This is a genomic window from Bacteroidales bacterium (assembly GCA_012519055.1).
Lineage (GTDB): Bacteria > Bacteroidota > Bacteroidia > Bacteroidales > Salinivirgaceae > JAAYQU01.
Map to the genome: position 1 here is coordinate 37,057 of JAAYQU010000043.1, position 21,339 is coordinate 58,395.

Consider the following 21,339-nt stretch of genomic DNA (forward strand, 5'->3'; position numbering starts at 1 on the left):
GAAAAAATATTAAGTGACAAAAAGAAACATGCAAGAAAAAAACACGATACTGGTAATCGATCAAGAGTATTCGGTCGGCAACATCATTTTAGACTTAGTTAGAATACGTTACAGAAATGTACGTGCCGTTTGCTCAAACGACACAGTTCAAATCGAAAAAATATTGACAGACGAACCGTTATGCCTAATATTTATTGATCATAAAATAGCTAAACAATCTAAGAACAGCATTACGCAAACGTTAATCAATAATAACAGGAACAATGTTCCCATTATATTATTATCGACAAAAAACTCAGCCAAAAATACAAGTGCTGTAACAATCGCCGATACCATAGATAAACCTTTTAAGCCTGCAACACTATTTCTGATAATAGATAAGTATGTGGATAATATTAATTCTGATGGTATTGCTTCTAAAGAATTTACAACTCCTGTATGGGCTGACTTTGAACATATTGACCTAAAAATAATGTTCGAAACTTACTCAAACGAAAGAGAAAAGGTTATAAAAATTTTGAAACTGTTTCCAGAAAGCATTAATCCTCAATTTGCAAAAATAGATACACTTATAAGAAAAAGAAGAGCAGCTTTGCTAATTCAGGAGTTTATGTCAATTCGATCATCATTTCTATATTTCGCAAAACCAGATACAATATCAAGCATTGATAAAATCATAGGGCATTTAGAAAACAATCATATGGAAAATGTATCGGCCGAATATCAAAACCTACTCAAATTTTGGTCGAATATAAGTGCCGAAATTGATGAATTAATACTGTAACAAATGGCCCGTTATCTGCTATATATTTTATTGATAATTGCAAATTTATGTAGAGCTGAAGACACTGATACTCTTCAATATAGCATTACAGAACCCGATAAGTATAAATCAGTAAATCAATATCTCAAAATGGGATTAACGTTTGCTGACAAAAAAAATGATTCGGCTCTATACTACTTTAACAAAGCAACCGAATTGGCAAAAGTATCGGCAGACACCAATACCATTATCAACACCAGTTTAGTAGAAATAAAATATTTAGAAGAGTTTGGCAAATATGCTGATGCTCTACAATGCGCCGAAAGCGTTAATAATTATTTGAATACAACAAAGTTAAACTCATCAATAATTGAATTTACAAAGACTAAAGGACGACTATATTGGAAAAACAGAGATTGGACAAAAGCTAAACTTGAATTCCAACGACTTAGGAATCTTGCAAGAAAGATATCAGACAAAGAGACCGAAGCCGTTGCAATTAACAATATAGGTTTGATTTTTAGCGAAACGGGCAATTTAGATTCTGCGTTGAGTTATCATCATCAATCACTTTTGATTTATATGGACTTAAAGTCATATAAAAACGTATCATCAACATATAATTTGATGGGAAACGCCTGTCTGCGACTTAACAAATACGATGAGGCAATAAATAATTACTACGAATCAAATAAATATGCGGCTCAGGCTGGCGACTCTGCTGGTATTGCCCGCAGTTTGAGCAATTTAGCCAAAGCGCAAACAAGAAGTGGAAATACCGAGAAAGCTATATCAAACCTAAATCAGGCTCTAAACATTTGGAAATCGTTAGGCAATGACGCTAATATAGCAGTAATATACAACGAATTAGGTTCAACCTACAGAAATATAAACAACTACACACGTGCACTTGAAAATTTTCAGCATGCGTTGCAAATAAGACGTAATATTGCTGATATTCAGCAGATTGCAGCAACATTAAATAATATCGGAACTATTTATAAAGATATTAATATGCCCGAAACAGCTCTTGAGTATTACGAAGAGGCACTTACAATACATCAAAACTTATCGAACGATGCTTTAATTGCTCTCAGTCTCAACTACATAGGCGGTGTTTATTATAAAAAAGGACAATACGACCATGCCTTAGATTACTACCTTAGCGCATTGGGATACTGCGAAATAATTGGCGATAAAATTGAAAATGCACGCATTTTAAACAACATTGCAATGATGTATAAAAACTTAGGCAACTACAACATGTCATTGGAATATTACAAAAAATCGCTTGAGCTATATCGCCAAATTTCAGATCATAAAAGAACATCGGATATTATCAATAATATTGGTAATCTGTATCTTACACAAAAACTATACAAGGAGGCAAAATCATATTTTTTACAGTCACTACGAATAAGAAAAGAGATAAAAGACTATAAAGGAGTAGCACAAACCAATTACGATTTAGCTATTGCCGAAGCAGAAAATCACAACATAACTCAAGCGATAACTTATTTACAATCAGCTTGGAATGAAAAGAGAGTTGATTTGAGTCACGAAATGAGACGTAATATTGCGCTAAAGCTCTCAGAATTATACGAAAGAAGATCGAATTTTAAAAGTGCATTGCTTTATCGTTATGAATATGAAGCGTATAATGATAGTCTTATAAATCAGGATCTTGTTCTGAAACTTACTGAAGTAAAAACCCAATATGAAGCTGAAAAATTGAACTTTGCACGTCAGTTAGAGACAGAAAAGAAAGAAGCCGAAATAAAAGCAATAGTAAAAGAACAAAAAATGCGCGAAACTGCACTTATTAAAGAAAACCGATTAGAAAAATCTATCAGAAATCTCTTTATTTTACTTACTGTTGCAGCAATTGTTATAGCTATATTGCTTTTTTCACGTTATAGAGTTAAAAATAAGATAAATCTGAATCTGGAAAGTACAAACAAAAATCTTAACACCCTAAACGCCCAATTGGAAGAGAGTAAAAAAAATATCGAAAAAGTACAAAACACTAAGGATAAACTAGTTAACATTATAATACAAAATATTAAGCTTCCTTTTTTTGCAATGCTTCACAACGCCGAAATACAGTCAGCTAAAAGCTCTGAGAACAAATCAGACAATACAATACCAGCATTTATCCAGTCAACATCAAGCATTTACAATCAAATAGAAAACACATTGAATTGGGCAAAACTTCAAAAACATTCAATTGAACTATATCCCGAAAGAACAAATATTTATCAGTTAATTGACGATATCACAAGCCTTTACAAATATTTATCTGACTTAAAACAAGTAGAGATAAAAAACTTGATTTCCAAAACTTTCTGTTTCAATTGCGATCCGGTAGCAGTTTCAATCGTGTTCAGTAACTTGATGTGGTACAGAATGCAATCAGCAATTGAACATGGTAAAATAACAATAAAATGCACTAACAGCGACGATTCAATAATAATTTCTATATTTGACAATGGAGACCCGAACGAAAATAAAAAAATTGCACGGTTAATAAATATTGATGGCGATCTGGACATAGAAGACCGCGATGAGTTGTCGGAAACAGAAAAACATCTATTTTTTTGTTTAGATTTTGTAAAACTATGGGGAGGAAAACTTAATTTTGAGGTCTCATATAACAATGAATCAAAAATTGATTTTTTAATTCCAAGTGAAACAAATATAACAACCTAATTATAAGACATATAAATCTCATGCAGTTATAAAATGACGGATACAACGAATTAACGTATAAATTGATTATGAGACACCTGCTTTTATTTATAATTTTCACAATATCGCTACAATCGGGTTATGCGGAGCTAAAAGACAGCATTCCTGAAGAAGGCATAGAGCGTGTAATCGCATTAAATGACTTAGCAAAAGAATTTCTTGATTCTGACCCTGATAAAAGCCGTGAATATTCAATAAAAGCAAGGGATTTGGCAAATGCTTTGGAAGAGTATCACGAACTGTCTAACGCACTGAACTACATTGGATTATCATACTATAATCAAAAACAATACAACGAGGCAATTAGCTTTTTTCAACAGGCTTCGCGAGTATCATTAAGGCTTGGGGCACGAGATAAAGCTGGTAATATTTTTCAAAAAATTGGAATGTCATACATTCTTTTGAAAGATTATCCGAAAGCAATTTTTTACTATCAGCAAACAGTACGGATTTTTGAACAATTGGAACAAGATGACCATGTGGCAGAAACATATTTTGATCTTGGAGTAGTCTACTTTCTTGCTCGCGAATATTCAAACTCGATAAATGCGTTGAACTCAGCTTTAAAGTTCTACGCAAAATTAGACAATCAACGAGGTATAGCACGAACTCACAGTCAGTTGGGAACAACATACGAAGAAACTGGAAATCTTAAAGAGGCGCTGTCGCATTTTCAGCAAGCACTTCAAATACAACAGCTTTTCCACAACAAAGATCAAATAGCATTTAACTTGAACAACATAGGACAAATTTATTTCAAGCTGAAGCAACTAGAAAAATCGAACGAAACTTTGGAGGAAGCCCTTAAGTATTGCAATAAGAATTACACAGAGCTTTATTCAAAAATTTTGCTTAATATCGGAAAGGTCAAATTCCTAAAGAGAGATTACAAAGCAGCAGAAAATGAGTATAATAAAGCTTTAGTTTTAGCTGACAGCATTAAAAACAACACACTATTAAGTGATATTTACCACAACTTATATCTTCTTCATATTGAAACTAATGACAGCCGCAGAGCACTGGAGAGTTATCAGAAATTCGTAACATTAAAGGACTCAACTGCAATTGAAACTCCGATAATTCAAACAAGAATTAAAACTGAATATGATGACAAATATGGGGATGTTTATGTTGCAATTTTTATTGTGCTAACTGCAATTATCATATGGCTAACTATTGTTATTATTAGAATTAAAAATCAACGCGATAAAGCTTTGGAAATTCTCCGCAAGCATAATATTGATGTTAGTAACGATTAGTAAAGACGGAACATGATCCGTTTTTACTCAATATACTTTGATATAGGTCAATAAATCATTGATAAATGAGCAAACATATTTACAATTTTATACGTATTATTACAAACTCAAATGATAAACTTTAATCCAAATAGAATGAGACGCTTATTAATTATCCTGACATTTGCCTTAATTCCTACAACAGGATTGTTTGCACTTGACTTTTACTGGAAAGGAGGAACAGGAAAATGGAATGATCCAACTATGTGGGAACTTCTAACAGCAAAATCTAATGAAGAAGTAATTCCATCAAAAACTGACAATGTATTTATCGATAAGTCTAACAGTCATATCTTTATTGACAACAATATTGAGGTTGGAAACCTATACTGGGAATCCGGAAAAATAACCGGAAAACCAGAAACTAAAATTTCATCATACGGAATAATTGAAATTGGGACATCCGTTGTTGATAATTTTGAAGGTGTATGGGTTTTAAAATCGGAAAAAAGAAGCACTATAAGATCTGATATCAAACTAAAAGGCTCAGTTCATATAGAGGCTATCGGAGAAGTTGTTTTGAACACTCCAATAAAAACATATTCTGATTTTGTGATTAAGAAAGGAAAGGTTACTATCAGCAGTTTAGTTGAATGTAATGTTTTAATTTTAGAGGAAAATGAAGCATATAACATCTTAATAAACAATGCCACTATTCGTAAAGACCATTTAGTTATTCGGGATAATCCAAATCGTAAGCTAAAAATTAACGGAATAAATCTTGAAAGAGTAACCCCAAGAGATGTAACAAGAGAAGGTGAGCTGGCAAAAGGAGAAGTCTATCACTTTTGCGATAATACAAATGCCCAATTAGTCTTAAAAGCAGCAAAAGAACCAAATGTTCCTCTACCCTATGTTAAATTTTTTGTGATTTGGTTTGATCAAAATCTTGTTGAACGAGGCACATTCACAGAAATACGCCCTACAAGTGGTCTAGAGGCAGTTGACTCTATAATTGTGCAATCTACTCATTCTCATACTCCAGACACCATAATATATTCTTATTGGCAAGTATCTTATCATGATAGCGCAAATGCCATAGACTTGCCCCCTGCTACCTATGATATAGAAGGTACAGGTAATCGCCACTATTTATCTGAAAACAGTGTATATACAGCATATTGTGACAGCATAGTTCCAGCTACAATTGGGAAACCTAATGGTGCTATATATATGAACAAGAATGGAGCTGCTCCAGTAAAATATTCAATAGTGGGTGAAACTAATCAGGATGGAGTGTTTGAAGGCTTGGTCGCGGGCACGTACAACGTCACAGTGACGAGTGATAGCTCAACATGTATTAAGGAAACTGTAATAAACAATATCATGGTTGGAGAAGTGGAGCTAAAAAACTTGACGGCAGTTCAACTAAATGCTTCTCCCAATGCATTAGTTAACGTTCCACACACCTCTTCTTTCATTATTTTTAACCAAGGATCTTATCTTGTTGCAGGGACACAATATACAGTTCAGCTACAAGATACAGCAAATACCGTATTGGCAACTGCAAGCGGAGTAGATATAGCTTCAGAAGCACAAGCTTCTATTGACATAACGTGGACACCAACAACAGCAGGAACTATTGGCATTAAAGGTGTTATCCTATATGCCGAAGATCAAAATCCTAATGATGACACCACTGCTATTGTCAACGTAACAATAACTCATCAAGAATATACTTTAACATTAGTTGCAAATCCAGCCAATGGAGGTACCGTAAACGATAACGTAAACGGCAACTACCAACAAGGCGAAAATATCACAGTGGTAGCCACACCTGCTGATGGATACTGCTTCATTAACTGGACAAAGGACGGAGTTGAAGTTAGTACTGATGCAGAATTTGTATATACAATGCCAAGCGAAAATGTTACTTTAACTGCTAATTTTGAAGTTACATATACTGTAACATTTAAAGTTTATTATGAGTTAGGTGGTCCAATCGAAGGTGCAACTATCGTAGTTAACGGAGAGACATTAACAACCGATTCCTTAGGAATAGCTACTATTAACTTACCTAATGGAGAGTATTATTGGATATTATCCATATCAGGGTTATCTGATACAGAAGGCTCGATTACAGTTAACAATCAAGATGTTGAGATATTTATTGAGGCTCCAGCGCAACATTTTGCAATTACTTTCCATGCAGAATGTGGTGGAGTACCACTTGAAGGAGTAGCAGTTAGTGTTGACGGTGATCTTGAGAGCGGAGAGTTAACAACTGACGAACAGGGTAATGCTACAATAGAATTAGTTAATGGAGACTACACTTATACCGCTACAAAAGAAGGATATAACGATTTAAATGGTTCGTTTGTAGTTAACGATGCTGAACAAACAATTACTCTAAATATGATTGGAATTGAAGGGTTGACAGAGAATTTTTTACGACTATATCCTAATCCAGTTGAAAGCATATTAACAATAGAACGTAACAGTAGCGACGAAGTTATTATTGAGCTATATAACATAGATGGTACACTAATCGGTACAACAAAAACCGATAATGCAACAACCACTATTAATGTTGGAACGTTAAACTCAGGTTCTTACTTTGTAAGAATAATTGGAGCTAACAAAACTATAGTACATAGGTTTATTAAGAGATAAGCTAAAACATTGAGAATAAAGAAAAAGGAGTCGTCTTTAAAAAAGACGACTCCTTTTTTTTTAAAAATTGCTTTTGATTTTTAACACAATAGCAAATTACTCATTGTTACTTGCATTTTCGCAGCTTCCTTTTGAGCGGCTTCAGCAAAGTCATCTGATTGAGAGGCATAAATAATTTGTCTCGAGCTGTTGACGAGCAATCCGCAGTTGCTATTCATACCGTGCTGTGCAACTTGATGTAAATCGCCACCTTGCACTCCAACGCCCGGAACTAAAATAAAATTATCGGGGACTATCTTTCTTATATCTGATAACATCTGAGCTTGAGTAGCACCTACAACATACATTAAGTTATCTTTAGTTCCCCATTTTAAACTCTCTTGCACAACTTGAATGTACAACGGGTTATCATTTTTCATATTTTTCTTCTGAAAATCATCGGCACCTTTGTTTGATGTTAGTGCCAACACTATTACCCATTTGTTACTATACTCAAGAAACGGTAAAACAGAATCAGAACCCATATACGAATTAACTGTAACAGCGTCAAAATCAAATGTTTCAAAAAATGTCTTAGCATACATTTTCGATGTGTTTCCAATATCACCGCGCTTAGCATCCGCTATCAGAAACATTGAAGGATAGTTATTACGAATATAATCAACAGTTTTTTCTAAACTTATCCAGCCGTTAATTCCGTTACATTCATAGAAGGCAATATTTGGTTTATAAGCAACTGTATATTTATGAGTTGCATCAATAATAGCTTTATTAAACTCAAAAATTGGGTCGTCATGCCTTTTCAGCGATTGCGGAATTTTCTCTAAATCACTGTCCAATCCGACACACAAAAACGACTTTTTGGCTTTTATCTGATTAACTATATCGCTGTAATTCATAAATCCTTATGGTTTGATGTTTTATAAATAACATTCTATTAATCAATTGCTAATTGATTAACGTATGCAACGTTCATAACGTAGAGACGGAGCATGCTCCGTCTCTACAACTTTTAACTATATCGTACTCTCGTTAAGTTTCTCCGCATTTTCCGCTACTTGCAGCTTCTCTATTATCTCATCAATATCCCCGTCCATAACAGCCGACAAATTATATAGTGTCAAGCCAATACGGTGGTCAGTAATTCTTCCTTGTGGATAGTTGTATGTTCTAATTTTAGCCGAACGGTCGCCAGTTGAAACCATTGTTTTGCGCTTTGAAGCCAATTCATCCATACGTTTCTGATATTCAATATTGTAGAGTCTTGTTTTTAGCTCGCGCATTGCCTTGTCTAAATTTTTTAATTGCGATTTTTCGTCTTGACAAGTCACTACAAGCCCCGTTGGAATATGCGTTAAACGTATAGCCGAGTATGTTGTGTTGACTGACTGTCCACCAGGTCCAGAACTGCAATAGGTATCTTTGCGTATGTCTTCATTTCTAATCTCAATATCAAAATCATCGGCTTCTGGTAAAACTGCAACTGTAGCAGCCGAAGTGTGTACCCTACCCTGGGTTTCCGTTTGCGGAACTCGTTGTACACGGTGTACTCCAGACTCATATTTTAAAATTCCATATACTCCGTTGCCTGTAACACTTGCTACTATTTCCTTGTAACCTCCTGATGTCCCTTCAGTTGTGCTGGTTACTTCAAGTTTCCAACCTTTTTGTTCAATAAACTTGCTGTACATTCTAAATAGGTCACCCGCAAATATACTAGCCTCATCGCCCCCTGTCCCTGCCCTGATTTCAAGAATGGCATTTTTGTCATCTTCGGGATCTTTGGGTATCATCAATATTCTGATTTTATCCTCAATTTGCGGTATCTGCTCTTCTAACAAATCTATCTCATCTTTTGCCATTTGACACAGGTCTTCATCTTTTTCCGTTGCCAAAAGCTCTTTCGAAGACTTGAGATTTGCCAAAGCATTTTTGTACTCTTTCCCTGTTTCAACAATGGGTTCGAGGTTTTTGTACTCTTTATTTAATTTTACAAATCTTTGCACATCGCTTATTACCGAAGGATCAGCAAGCTGCTGACCTATCTCCTCATACTTTAATCGAAGCGATTCTAATTTTTCAATAAGTGCCATATATGGTCTATTAAATATATTCTAATTTTCCAAACTCTGTTTCTATTGTTAGTTTGTTACCTTCTGACTTTGAACAGTGTCCTATAACCTTTGCTTCAAGATTGTAACTATCTGCAATATCAATAACTTGTTGAGCTGATTTAGGATTTACATATAGTTCAAAACGATGTCCCATATTAAAAACCTGATACATTTCATGCCAAGAAGCATCTGATTGTTCTTTGATTATTTTAAACAGAACAGGTATTTCAAACATATTATCCTTTACAACATGCATATTCTCAACAAACTTCATAACTTTTGTTTGCGCACCACCCGAGCAATGTATCATGCCGTGGATATCGGTTCTCATTACTTCGAGAATTTTTTTAACAACTGGTGCATATGTTCGTGTAGGACTAAGTACCAACTTTCCAACATCTAACCCAACCTCTTCAATCATTTGCGTAAGTTTAAGATTTCCGCTATATACCAATTCATTAGGTACTTGTGGGGCGAAACTTTCCGGGTATTTTTTAGCTAAGTATTTATCAAAAACATCGTGTCGAGCACTTGTAAGTCCGTTACTACCCATTCCCGAGTTGTATTGTGTCTCATAAGTTGTTTGCCCCGATGATGATAATCCTACAATTAAGTCGCCATCTTGAATATTTGCATTGTCGATTACCTGGTCTCTTCTAATCCTTGCTGTAACGGTGCTGTCAACAATTATTGTTCTTACAAGATCACCAACATCAGCCGTTTCTCCACCTGTAAAGTGACACGTAACACCATGCTGCCCGAGTTTTTCAATTACATTACTGGTGCCTTCAATAACTGCTTTTATGACCTCTCCAGGTATAAGATTTTTGTTCCTTCCAATGGTCGATGATACCAAAATATTGTCAGTTGCGCCAACACATAGTAAATCATCAATATTCATAATCAGGGCATCCTGAGCAATCCCCTCCCAAACAGACAAATCGCCTGTCTCTTTCCAATAAATATACGCAAGTGATGATTTTGTCCCTGCTCCATCAGCATGCATTATGTTGCAGTATTCAGGATCTCCCCCTAAAAAATCGGGTATAATCTTACAAAATGCTTTCGGATATAAACCTTTATCGATATTCTTTATAGCATTATGAACTTCGCTCTTAGACGCAGAGACACCACGTTGTCCATAGCGTGATTTATTTTGCATTTTTCAACTATTTTAAGTTTACAAAGGTAACCGATTTTTCTTTTTTTTCATACGTTTATAGTTTTTTCGTTTAAGATCGTATGGAACCTCTGATGATTAAAATAAAAAAGAGTCCATTTTCTGGACTCTTGATTATATGGTTAATACTTAAAAAATTTAACGTACTATAATTCTGAAGCACCTGATTCTTAATCTACATCTGACTGAGCTTCGGGGTCTTTATCTAAGTCAAACTCCATTAACAGTGCATTGTTCGGAACAACACTTCCTTTCTGCACATGTATTTTAGTGACAGTTCCATTTACAGTGCTTCTTATAACACTTTCCGTTTTCATTGCCTCAAGAACACAAAGTCCTGTTCCTTTTTTAATAACATCGCCCTCTTTTACCAAAACTTTCAAAATATTTCCGGGTAAGAACGATCTTAAAACTCTTGGATTTGGCAACTCATACTTCTTACGTTTTTCATACTTAGTGTGATAAAGGGTTTTATAAGCCACATCATCAATCACTAACGTTTTATATTTTACTTTTTCTTGTTCCATAATCGTGACTATTATAACGGAGGAGTTCCATGTTTTTTACGTGGTCGTCCGTCTGTTTTGTTAGCAGAAACCTCAATAGCATGAAGCAATATCTCTCTTGTGCGTTGTGGTTCTATAACTGCATCAATATACCCTTTTGAGGCTGCTGCGTATGGATTAGCAAACTTATCTTTATACTCTTTAATTTTCAATTTACGCATCTCTTCAGGCGATTCAGCAGCTGCAATCTCTTTTCTAAATATAATATTAGCTGCACCCTCAGGACCCATAACTGCAATTTCGGCTGTAGGCCAAGCAAATACAAAGTCTGCTCTTAGGTGTCGCGAGTTCATTGCTATATAACCTCCACCGTATGCTTTACGCAAAATAACAGTTATTTTTGGCACAGTTGCCTCACTATAAGCGTACAACATTTTTGCTCCGTGTCTGATAATACCAGCGTGCTCTTGATCAATACCAGGTAAAAATCCCGGCATATCTTCAATTGTAACTATTGGAATATTAAATGAGTCGCAATAGGTAATAAAGCGTGCTGCCTTGTCAGATGAGTCACAATCGAGAACGCCTGCAAGATAGAGTGGCTGATTTGCAACAAATCCTACTGTTTCACCATTAATACGTCCAAATCCAATTACTATATTTGGTGCAAAATGTTCGGCTATTTCAAAAAAGTCGCTATCGTCGACAATTGCCATAATAACCTCACGAACATCGTATGGTTGTCTGGTGTCCGATGGTACTATTTTCTCAATTTTGATATCTTTTCTGGGCTCTTTTGGAGGGAATGATCGCGCTTTTTGGCCATTATTCCAAGGAATGAATGTTAATAGCTTTTTAATTTGTTCAAAACACTCTAATTCAGACATTGCATAAAAGTGGGCATTCCCTGATATTTCGGCATGAACCTTTGCTCCACCAAGCTCTTCCATTGATATCTCTTCTCCAAGAACAGTTTTAATTACCTCTGGTCCTGTTATAAACATTTTCGAGATGTTTTCAACTACAAAGACAAAATCTGTTAATGCTGGAGAGTATACTGCTCCTCCTGCACATGGTCCTAAAATTACGCTAATTTGTGGGATAACACCTGATGCAAGAGTATTACGGAAAAATATTTCGCCATATCCTGCCAGTGAGTTAACTCCCTCTTGAATACGTGCACCGCCCGAATCATTAATCCCAATAAGTGGCATTCGCATTTTTAGCGAGTGGTCCATAATTTTAGTAATTTTTCTTGCGTGTGCAAAGCCAAGAGAACCTCCTTCAACAGTAAAGTCTTGCGCATATATACATACGGGTTGTCCGTATATTGTTCCTGTTCCGGTTATAACGCCGTCACCTGCCAAAACTTTGTTTTGCATATCAAAATCGCGTGCATCGTGCTGTACAAATAGGTCGTACTCTTGGAATGAGTCTTTATCAAGGAGTGCGAATATCCGCTCACGAGCAGTCATCTTCCCGCGTGCCTGCTGTTTGAGACTTGCCTCTTCTCCACCGCCGGCTTCTGCTATCGCTTTGCGTTTTAGCAGTTCATTTGTTTTCTGTTTTAATGACATATATTTGTTTTTTAGGTTAAAAAAAAAATATAGAATATCATGTGAAAAACGTTAACAATTTATTAACATTTTCATTGCAATATTATAAAACTTTTACCTGCCTGTGAAATTTTTTAATACTTATTTGACAAGTTCGAAGTTTATGCACCAGATACTCAACGCGATGCATATTTGTATAAAAAGAATGTAATGATCGCGTAGACAATGTTTGGTATCCATAGAGATAAAAACGGGTTAAAACCAGCATTTACAGCAAAAACCATTGTTATTTCCTGCATCAAAATATACGAAAATGCTAACGCAAGACCCAATCCAATATTGATACCTATGCCTCCGCGTTTCTTTTCTGAAGATATACATACCCCCATTATAGCTAAAATAATGGTAGAGAAAGGAAGCGCAAAACGCTTATGTTTTTCGATCTCATAAACAGCCACATTAGCTGTACCACTAAGTTTTTGTTTTTCAATAAATTCATTGAGTTCACGATAATTCATTGTCTCAACAATCTCGTCTCTTGAAGAAAAATCGCTTTTGTCGAAATTAACAAACGTTGTATCGAGGTAATCTCCCCATTCAACGTATTCTGATGTTGAATCAATTACTCGTATGTTATAATTGTGTATTGCCCATTTGTTTTTGGTAGAATCCCATTTAATATAATCGGAATTAATTTTTTCTTTAAGCTTCCTACCTTCAAATCGCTCTAACGAAAATCTGTATCCAATATCCATCGTTGTATTGTACGACTGCATATAAATAAATATCCCGGGTGAAATCTGACGATGTATGTCGTTGTCTCTATTCTGATATGGACTGCTTCTGCAATACTTCTCATCGAAGTCCATTCTTTTTATGTTTGCATGCGGTATAACCCAGTTAATTAATGTAAAGGATAGAAGTGTAAGAATTATTCCACCAACGAAATATGGTCTGAGAAATCGCCGATAGCTTACACCCCCACTCAAAATGGCAATAATCTCACTATGAGTAGCCATTTTTGAAGTAAAAAATATGACTGCAATAAAAGTGAAAAGTCCGCTAAAAAGATTTACAAAATATGGAATAAAGTTAACGTAATAATCGAATATAATGGCGTTAAGAGGTGCTTTGTTTTCTATGAAATCGTCAAGTTTTTCAGAAAGATCAAATACAACAACTAATATGACAATGAGACCTATTGCATAAAAATAGGTTGCCATAAATTTTTTTAGTATATATCTATCTAACTTGTTGAACATTTACTTGTCAATATTATACAAATATATTACAAACGTGCACTAACGCGAACAATTGTCTCTTTTTTCCACTCCTCAAATGTACCATTAATTATTTGTTCTCTAGCCTCTCTTACTAAATCTAAGTAAAACCTAAGATTATGAATAGTTGCTATTTGAAGACCTAGAATTTCTCTTGCTTGAAAAAGATGTCTTAAATATGCACGAGAAAAGTTTTGATCAACATAAGATTTGCCACTCGCATCAATAGGAGAAAAATCATTCTCCCACTTTTTATTTTTAATATTGATGATGCCGTCCCAAGTAAACAACATTCCATTTCTACCATTTCGAGTTGGCATTACACAATCAAACATATCAACACCTCGTGCGATACCTTCTATTATATTTGCAGGAGTCCCCACTCCCATTAGGTAACGAGGCTTTTCAGCAGGTAGAATATCGTTAACAACCTCTATCATTTCATACATTATTTCGGTTGGTTCTCCAACAGAAAGTCCTCCTATAGCATTACCAACTGCACCCATATCTGACACAAACTTTGCTGCATCTCTGCGCAAATCTGCAAACGCTGCACCCTGTACAATTGGGAAAATGTGTTGCTGATAACCATATAAAGATTCAGTACTTTTAAAGTGAGAAAAGCCTCTTTCCAACCATCTTTGTGTCAACATTAACGACTTTTTTGCATACTCTCTGTCGCAACCTCCTGGAGGACATTCATCTAAAGCCATCATAATATCAGAGCCGATAATACGCTGCTTTTCAACAACATTCTCAGGTGTGAAAAAGTGCTTAGATCCGTCAATATGCGAACGAAACTCGACACCCTCTTCACTAATTTTTCTCATATCAGAAAGCGAAAAAACCTGAAACCCCCCGCTATCTGTAAGTATAGGTCTTTCCCAATTCATAAATTTGGATAAACCTCCTGCCTGATTGAGAACAGTCATTCCCGGACGTAAATAGAGATGATATGTATTCCCCAATATTATTTTGGCATCAATATCGTGCTCTAAATCCTTTTGCAAAACAGCTTTTACGGTACCTAAAGTGCCAACAGGCATAAAAATTGGAGTTGGGATCTCTCCATGATGTGTGCGTATAATACCTGCTCTTGCGCCTACTGTTTTCTTTTCTGTTACTAATTCAAAAAACATGATTTACAGTGTATTGTACCTTTAACTGCTTGTAATATCAATTAATTTTGCTTGATTTAGATAAAGTCCACAAAGGTATATTTTTTTACTAAATTTTTCGAATGTTGATTTCTCTTTACAATTCTCACCAAATAGTGTACTATATCAATGAAAATAGCAAATTGTATTGCCTATTTGTACTATATTAGATATTAAAAAATCAAAAATCAATGATTTGACATAAATTTGAATTAAAAGCTATGTTTCATGATTTTTTTTATATTTTTGAGATTTGATTAGAAAATTATAATAAAAGGTAGTTATGCCATATTTGTAATTTGAGGTTATATATGTAGTCAAAAGTTTGAAATATAAACTATAAATAACAAATACTCTATTATTAATAAAAATTAAATTGTATCCAACGATTAAGTTGTATTTGAGTTAAGGTTCTGTATGGTTTCAATTGAGGAGAGCAATAGATTTATTTCAGCAATCAAGAACGTTTCGACATATGACTTTACGGATTATTCCGAAATGTCATTCCGTCGCCGTATCGATAAAATTCTCATTGATAACAGGATGTCTATTGACGAACTTATTCTCAAAGTATCAAAAGATAGTAACTTTTTAGAGAAAGTCATTCAGGGAATAACAGTAAATACTACTGAACTATTTCGTGACCCTGAATTGTGGACTACATTGAAATACAGAGTGCTTCCAGATTTTAAACAAAACAAATCAATTTTTATTTGGCATGCTGGGTGTTCGAGTGGACAGGAAATATACTCCATGCTTATTCTTCTAAACGAACTTGACATGTTTGATAGGGCCAAAGTTTTTGCCACTGACCTAAATACCGAGATGCTTGAAAAAGCTAAAAAGGGAGAATACAGATACAGATTTAACCTTAATTATTTAGACAACTTTGACAAAGTTATTAGAGAAAACCCATATAACTACGAGGATGTACGTGACGTTCCGTATGAAAAATACTTTGATATTGATAACAGTAAAGACTCTATAACTATGAAGCCTTTTTTAAGAAATAAGGCTATATATAGAAAACACGACTTAGTTAACGACAAAAATATTTTTTATTCAAAATTCGATATTATATTTTGTAGAAATGTTATTATTTACTTTAACAACAAGCTGCAAAATAGGGTTATTGAGATGTTTTCTAACAATCTTTACCGTGATGGTTATTTAATTTTAGGTGCACACGAAAGTATATTAGGTTCAATGGCTAACAATTTTGAAAGAACAAAAGGCATATATAAGAAAAAGTCATTCTAATTTATGATACACGACATTGGCATAGTTGACACAAAAAAAATTATAGCTGCAATAAACGATAAATATGATATCGATTTTAGTGGTTATGCACTTACTTCGTTTAAGCGTCGTATATTGAAAGTAATGAATGACAATAATTACTCATCAGTAGTTGACTTTATTAATCGTTTGGAGACCGACCCCAGACTGTTTGAAAAGTATCTCTCTGAAGGCTTAGTTGACACAACCGAAATGTTCAGAGATCCTTCATTTTGGAGAGATTTAAGAGATGTTTATTTGCCTGAACTTTTAAAAGCACATTCAAACATTAAAGTTTTAATGCCTGGCATTTCATCTGCAGATGACGTCTACAGCTTAATGATATTAATAAAAGAATCAAACCTTCAAGACAAAGTAAAAGTACTTGCAACCAGTTTAAGTCAATTAAGATTAGACGACCTGAACAACAACGTGTCATATGACATACGTAAAATGGAAAATTCTGAGGGCAATTATAAAAGATTTACAGATAGTAATGAAATTTCAAATTATTGTACTACTGAAGGTAATAGGGTAATAATGGACAGAACTTTACTTGAAGGTGTCGAAACAAAAAAACACAACTTCGTTCAAGATGATCCTATTCCAGGACATCACCTTATATTGTACAGAAACAGAATGATATACTTAAATGCAACTACCCAAGATACAGTTTGTCAAACACTTTTTGATAGTTTGGTTATAGGTGGCATTTTTTGCATAGGATCAAAAGAAAATATTGATAGTTCGCCAATTTCTCGAAAGTTAACATGCTTAAATCAAATAGAAAAAATTTACAAAAAACGTAGCGTATGATGTCAAATTATAGAGCAGTTATAATTGGTGGAAGTGCTGGAAGTTTTCAGGTAATAACACGAATATTATCATCATTACCTATGAACTATTCTTTGCCTGTTTTCCTGTGTTTACACAGGTTGAAGCATGTTAGATCTGGATTTGTGGAAGCTCTGAGTATAAAGTCAAAACTGCCTGTTGTAGAACCAGATGATAAAGATGCTATCAAACCTGGCATAATATATTTGGCTCCTGCTAACTACCATATGCACATAGAGTTAGGAAACAGGTTTTCATTATCAACTGAGGAGCCTGTTAATCATAGTCGCCCTTCAATTGATTTGTCTTTTATGTCGGCAGCATATAACTATAAAAGAAAGCTTGTGGGGATAATTTTATCAGGGGCAAACCGAGACGGAGCAGTTGGATTAAAAAAAGTAAAAGAAAACGGTGGACTAACCATTGTTCAAGACCCTGTAGAAAGCCAGGTTCCAACTATGCCAAATGCTTGTTTGCAAATTATGAGCGTTGATTATAAGTACTCAACAACGGAAATAATCCGTTTTTTAAATAAAATAGGATAACTTTGTAAACATTATGGAAAAGATAAAAAAATATAAACGACAGCTATCATATCTGTTTTTATTATCAGTAATATTGATACTGTGCAATATCATTGTTTTTGACTACTTTAAACATTATTATAAATTCGCAACAGCATCTCTTGTTTTGCTTATAATCTTAATTGCGATAATGTACTTTAAAGTCAAACGTATGTTCGAAGTAATAAAAACAGAGCATATTAAATATACAAACAGTCTTTTACCTGAAAATGTAACAATAAAACAAGTTGTAAACACTGAAGAATACAAAAATAAGGAACAAATTGAACAGAAACAAAGCGATTTCGACAGTTTAATCGAACAGTTTAACAAACTAAACGATCCTATTGAAATAGCCAAAACATTCCTATCACGTATGGCTAAAGAGTTTGATATAGTTCAAGGGCTGTTTTACCAATACAATAACGACACAGAACTTTTTGAACCAATAGCTGACTACGCTTTTTATGGAGAAGAACAACCTGCTCCTTTTGGTTTTAGTGAAGGACTAAATGGTCAGGTTGCTAGAGATTGTAAAACACTATATTTAAGCGAACTACCTGATAATTATCGACAAATCATGTCAGGGTTAGGCAAAGGCGAACCAAAATACATTATTATCATTCCAGTAGTATCAAATGATAAAAGTGTTGCTGTTGTGGAATTAGCTTTATTCAATCATTTAAACTCTAAACAAATAACAATATTAGAGAAAATTCTTAACAACCTTTGTGAACATTTCGAAAAATAAAGTAGCTTTGTAAAAAACGTTAAAACATTTTTAAGTAACATAATCATATGAATTTCAAGCGGTCAAAACAAGTGCGAAAAATGCTTCTTGGTAGTGGATCTGAAACAGGATTTCCAATTGGCATTGTTCTTCTTGGCATGGCTTTTCCCATCATAGCATGGATTATAGAATTTATTATTCACGACCAAGAAATATCAATTTATGGTTTGGTTCAAATACATATTTACAATCCTTCTTTGATAATAATAGATCTAGCACCTTTAGTTCTCGGTTTCATAGGATATCGTATTGAAAAGGTACTTCAAGCAAGTGAAAACTACTACAAAAACGACATTCAACAAAAGGAAAATACAATAAATCGTAATATTCAAATTGCAAAAAACATAGGTGAAGGCAATTTTCAAATAGATGATGTAATTATTGATGAAAAAGACATACTTGGACACTCTTTGATACGAATGAGAGACAATTTACTCTCTACTGCAAGAAAAGAAGCTGATCAAGGATGGATAGCAGCTGGGAAAGACCAAGTATCTGAAATACTTAGAAAGTACAATGATATTGAAAACCTAGCCTATCGAACATTAGTTTCATTAATTGAATACATAAAAGTCACACAAGGTGCATTTTATATCTATGACGAAGAGCACCAAACCCTTACAAATATAGCTACGTACGCTTATAACAGAAAGAGACAAATTAATCAGAAGTTTAAAATTGGAGAAGGTATTATTGGTCAGGCTGCTTATGAAATGGACACCATTTACCTGAAAGAGATTCCTAACAACTATGTAACAATAACAAGCGGACTACTTAAAGATCAAAAACCAAACAGCATCCTTATAGTACCACTTATAACCGATGAAAAGCTTCAAGGTGTATTAGAGTTTGCCTCACTATCTAACGATTTTACACGCCTTTCGATTCGCTTTTTACAAGAACTGAGTGAGATAATAGCACGAACTTTATTTAATTTAAAAGTAAATGCTAAAACAGAACGGCTGCTTCATGACTCACAACAAATGACCGAAGAACTTAAGGAAAATGAAGAAGAACTTCGTCAGAATGCAGAAGAGATGCGAGCTACACATGAAGAGCTTGAACGAACAAATACCAAACTTGAACAACAAATACAAGAAGTAGAAAACTCACAAAAGAGGATACATTCACTATTAGAGAACGCTTCGGAAGTAATATCCATTTACAACGATTCTCAACAATTAACATACGTTTCGCCGTCAGTAATAAATATCTATGGTTTTACACCCGAGGAAATGATAGAAGGCAAGGACTTTGACAGGCTCACATCAAAGGGGTACACCGACATAAAAAACATGTTTCAAACATTACTTAAAGAGCCAGAAAAACCAGTAGTCGTACAATTTACGTACATGCGCAAAGACGGTAAAAAAGTCTATATCGAATCAGTTGGAAGAAATCTTTTACACGACCCTGCAATACAAGGGATTATCCTTAATTCACAGGATATAACAGAACGCAGACGAGCTGAAAAAGAGGAGCGAATGAAGAGCAAAATGCAGGCTTTATCAGAAAATTCGCCCGATATGATTATGCGATTAAACCTGTCAGGTCAGTTCTTCTATGCCAACCCAATAGTTAAAATATTTACTGGTGTCGACAATAAAACAATACTTGGCAAAAATATAGAGGAAGTTGATTTTAATAGTCAAATAAAAGAGTTTTTTATAAAAGCATTAGCTGAAGTTGGAAAAACATCTCAAAAACAGAACTACGAAACTACTTTCCCAACCAATTTTGGAGACAGAATTCAGCAAGTAAGTGCCATACCAGAGTTCAGCGAAGAAAAAGAGTTAGAAACAGTTCTCATTGTAGCTCACGACATTACCGAGCAAAAGAAAAATGAGAACGAGATTAAAGAGAAAAATAAAAATATTACAGAAAGCATAAATTACGCTGAACGAATACAAAAAGCACTACTTCCCGATACTAAATTAGTACAAGAATTTTTACCCAATTCATTTATTTTTTATCTACCCCGCGATGTTATTAGTGGAGACTTCCCGTGGTTTTTTGTAAAAGATGACATTATCTACATTGCTGCTGTTGACTGTACCGGTCACGGTGTTCCGGGGGCACTATTATCATTTGTTGGATACTTTTTATTAAACAACGTTGTCGATCATGACAAAAATATGAACGCTGCCGAAATTTTAGATACGTTCCATCTAAAAGTCAGATCAGCTTTAAAACAAGATATGGAAGGCGCAAATGCTCGTGATGGTATGGATATTGCATTTTGCAAAATTAATTTAAAAACTAAAAAGCTCCATTACGCAGGTGCACACAGACCTCTATATTTTCTAAGAGACAAAAAACTAAAAGAGTTTAAAGGGAATCGCAAAGCCATCGGAGGTATACCTATTGGAAGAAGGCCAGAAGAACCTTTTACAAATCACGAAATAGACCTTCATAAAGGCGATAAGGTTTTCTTTTTCTCTGACGGATTACCCGACCAAATAGGAGGCCCCAATAATTACAAATACCAGCCGAGAAGAATACGTGAATCAATTACAAATTATCATAATTACAGCATGAAACAATACCTTGACTACTTTAGCAAGGATTTTGTTGAGTGGAAAAGAGAAAACAAACAAATAGATGATGTCTTGTTAATAGGCATAGAGTTTTAATTGAAAGTTTAAGAAATGAATACAAA

The 21,339-nt window shown here is 34.4% G+C and carries 16 protein-coding genes; 9 read left to right on the forward strand and 7 right to left on the reverse strand.

All coding sequences use genetic code 11. The features are described 5' to 3' along the window. Nucleotides 1–28: 28 nt before the first annotated feature. The 4 genes from GX311_08000 (at nt 29) to GX311_08015 (ending at nt 7,422) form a co-directional block, all read left to right on the forward strand. Complete coding sequence (locus tag GX311_08000; GenBank protein NLK16323.1) at nt 29–784, forward strand: hypothetical protein; 756 nt, start codon at nt 29–31, stop codon at nt 782–784. Between the two features lie 3 nt (nt 785–787). Beyond that, nucleotides 788–3,472, forward strand: a complete 2,685-nt coding sequence (locus GX311_08005; GenBank protein ID NLK16324.1) for a DUF2225 domain-containing protein — start codon at nt 788–790, stop codon at nt 3,470–3,472. Between the two features lie 68 nt (nt 3,473–3,540). After that, nucleotides 3,541–4,770, forward strand: coding sequence for a tetratricopeptide repeat protein (locus GX311_08010; protein ID NLK16325.1), 1,230 nt, complete (start codon nt 3,541–3,543; stop codon nt 4,768–4,770). Between the two features lie 135 nt (nt 4,771–4,905). Next, a complete protein-coding gene (locus GX311_08015) occupies nt 4,906–7,422 on the forward strand; it encodes a T9SS type A sorting domain-containing protein (GenBank protein NLK16326.1) in 2,517 nt (838 codons plus the stop codon). Between the two features lie 80 nt (nt 7,423–7,502). Here GX311_08015 and pyrF read toward each other — a convergent pair whose 3' ends face one another. The 7 genes from pyrF to tgt all read right to left on the reverse strand — a co-directional run bounded on the left by pyrF (nt 7,503) and on the right by tgt (nt 15,197). After that, complete coding sequence (pyrF, locus tag GX311_08020) at nt 7,503–8,321, reverse strand: orotidine-5'-phosphate decarboxylase (protein ID NLK16327.1); 819 nt, start codon at nt 8,319–8,321, stop codon at nt 7,503–7,505. Between the two features lie 117 nt (nt 8,322–8,438). Then, a complete protein-coding gene (gene prfA, locus GX311_08025; GenBank protein NLK16328.1) occupies nt 8,439–9,515 on the reverse strand; it encodes a peptide chain release factor 1 in 1,077 nt (358 codons plus the stop codon). A gap of 10 nt (nt 9,516–9,525) precedes the next feature. After that, nucleotides 9,526–10,698: a phosphoribosylformylglycinamidine cyclo-ligase gene (locus GX311_08030; GenBank protein NLK16329.1), complete on the reverse strand. Its 1,173-nt coding sequence runs from the start codon at nt 10,696–10,698 to the stop codon at nt 9,526–9,528. A 188-nt stretch (nt 10,699–10,886) separates the two neighbouring features. Continuing rightward, on the reverse strand, nt 10,887–11,243 hold the full coding sequence (locus GX311_08035) for an acetyl-CoA carboxylase biotin carboxyl carrier protein subunit (GenBank protein ID NLK16330.1): 357 nt from the start codon (nt 11,241–11,243) through the stop codon (nt 10,887–10,889). Nucleotides 11,244–11,254: 11 nt separating this feature from the next. Then, a complete protein-coding gene (locus GX311_08040) occupies nt 11,255–12,799 on the reverse strand; it encodes an acyl-CoA carboxylase subunit beta (protein ID NLK16331.1) in 1,545 nt (514 codons plus the stop codon). A gap of 155 nt (nt 12,800–12,954) precedes the next feature. Then, on the reverse strand, nt 12,955–14,040 hold the full coding sequence (locus tag GX311_08045; GenBank protein ID NLK16332.1) for a YjgP/YjgQ family permease: 1,086 nt from the start codon (nt 14,038–14,040) through the stop codon (nt 12,955–12,957). 26 nt (nt 14,041–14,066) lie between these two features. Then, nucleotides 14,067–15,197: a tRNA guanosine(34) transglycosylase Tgt gene (tgt, locus tag GX311_08050; protein ID NLK16333.1), complete on the reverse strand. Its 1,131-nt coding sequence runs from the start codon at nt 15,195–15,197 to the stop codon at nt 14,067–14,069. A gap of 435 nt (nt 15,198–15,632) precedes the next feature. Between tgt and GX311_08055 the strand changes: the two genes are divergently transcribed. Genes GX311_08055 through GX311_08075 form a run of 5 tightly spaced genes read left to right on the forward strand, consistent with a single transcriptional unit; the run spans nt 15,633 to nt 21,313 of the window. Continuing rightward, nucleotides 15,633–16,475, forward strand: coding sequence for a protein-glutamate O-methyltransferase CheR (locus GX311_08055; protein ID NLK16334.1), 843 nt, complete (start codon nt 15,633–15,635; stop codon nt 16,473–16,475). 3 nt (nt 16,476–16,478) lie between these two features. Further along, complete coding sequence (locus GX311_08060; protein ID NLK16335.1) at nt 16,479–17,309, forward strand: hypothetical protein; 831 nt, start codon at nt 16,479–16,481, stop codon at nt 17,307–17,309. Beyond that, nucleotides 17,306–17,872: a chemotaxis protein CheB gene (locus GX311_08065; protein ID NLK16336.1), complete on the forward strand. Its 567-nt coding sequence runs from the start codon at nt 17,306–17,308 to the stop codon at nt 17,870–17,872. The genes GX311_08060 and GX311_08065 overlap by 4 nt, the downstream gene beginning before the upstream one ends. A gap of 13 nt (nt 17,873–17,885) precedes the next feature. After that, nucleotides 17,886–18,641 carry a GAF domain-containing protein gene (locus GX311_08070; GenBank protein ID NLK16337.1) on the forward strand — a complete coding sequence of 252 codons (756 nt, stop codon included), beginning with the start codon at nt 17,886–17,888 and terminating at the stop codon, nt 18,639–18,641. 47 nt (nt 18,642–18,688) lie between these two features. Next, nucleotides 18,689–21,313, forward strand: a complete 2,625-nt coding sequence (locus tag GX311_08075) for a PAS domain S-box protein (protein ID NLK16338.1) — start codon at nt 18,689–18,691, stop codon at nt 21,311–21,313. Nucleotides 21,314–21,339 lie beyond the last annotated feature (26 nt).

What these genes read in the sequence shown, in the direction of transcription:
- prfA (NLK16328.1), bottom strand. Translation starts at nt 9,515, where the DNA reads ATGGCACTTATTGAAAAATTAGAATCGCTTCGATTAAAGTATGAGGAG.
- GX311_08065 (NLK16336.1), top strand. Translation starts at nt 17,306, where the DNA reads ATGATGTCAAATTATAGAGCAGTTATAATTGGTGGAAGTGCTGGAAGT.
- GX311_08005 (NLK16324.1), top strand. Translation starts at nt 788, where the DNA reads ATGGCCCGTTATCTGCTATATATTTTATTGATAATTGCAAATTTATGT.
- GX311_08040 (NLK16331.1), bottom strand. Translation starts at nt 12,799, where the DNA reads ATGTCATTAAAACAGAAAACAAATGAACTGCTAAAACGCAAAGCGATA.
- GX311_08000 (NLK16323.1), top strand. Translation starts at nt 29, where the DNA reads ATGCAAGAAAAAAACACGATACTGGTAATCGATCAAGAGTATTCGGTC.
- GX311_08045 (NLK16332.1), bottom strand. Translation starts at nt 14,040, where the DNA reads ATGTTCAACAAGTTAGATAGATATATACTAAAAAAATTTATGGCAACC.
- GX311_08035 (NLK16330.1), bottom strand. Translation starts at nt 11,243, where the DNA reads ATGGAACAAGAAAAAGTAAAATATAAAACGTTAGTGATTGATGATGTG.
- GX311_08015 (NLK16326.1), top strand. Translation starts at nt 4,906, where the DNA reads ATGAGACGCTTATTAATTATCCTGACATTTGCCTTAATTCCTACAACA.
- GX311_08075 (NLK16338.1), top strand. Translation starts at nt 18,689, where the DNA reads ATGAATTTCAAGCGGTCAAAACAAGTGCGAAAAATGCTTCTTGGTAGT.
- GX311_08030 (NLK16329.1), bottom strand. Translation starts at nt 10,698, where the DNA reads ATGCAAAATAAATCACGCTATGGACAACGTGGTGTCTCTGCGTCTAAG.
- GX311_08070 (NLK16337.1), top strand. Translation starts at nt 17,886, where the DNA reads ATGGAAAAGATAAAAAAATATAAACGACAGCTATCATATCTGTTTTTA.
- tgt (NLK16333.1), bottom strand. Translation starts at nt 15,197, where the DNA reads ATGTTTTTTGAATTAGTAACAGAAAAGAAAACAGTAGGCGCAAGAGCA.
- GX311_08055 (NLK16334.1), top strand. Translation starts at nt 15,633, where the DNA reads ATGGTTTCAATTGAGGAGAGCAATAGATTTATTTCAGCAATCAAGAAC.
- pyrF (NLK16327.1), bottom strand. Translation starts at nt 8,321, where the DNA reads ATGAATTACAGCGATATAGTTAATCAGATAAAAGCCAAAAAGTCGTTT.
- GX311_08060 (NLK16335.1), top strand. Translation starts at nt 16,479, where the DNA reads ATGATACACGACATTGGCATAGTTGACACAAAAAAAATTATAGCTGCA.
- GX311_08010 (NLK16325.1), top strand. Translation starts at nt 3,541, where the DNA reads ATGAGACACCTGCTTTTATTTATAATTTTCACAATATCGCTACAATCG.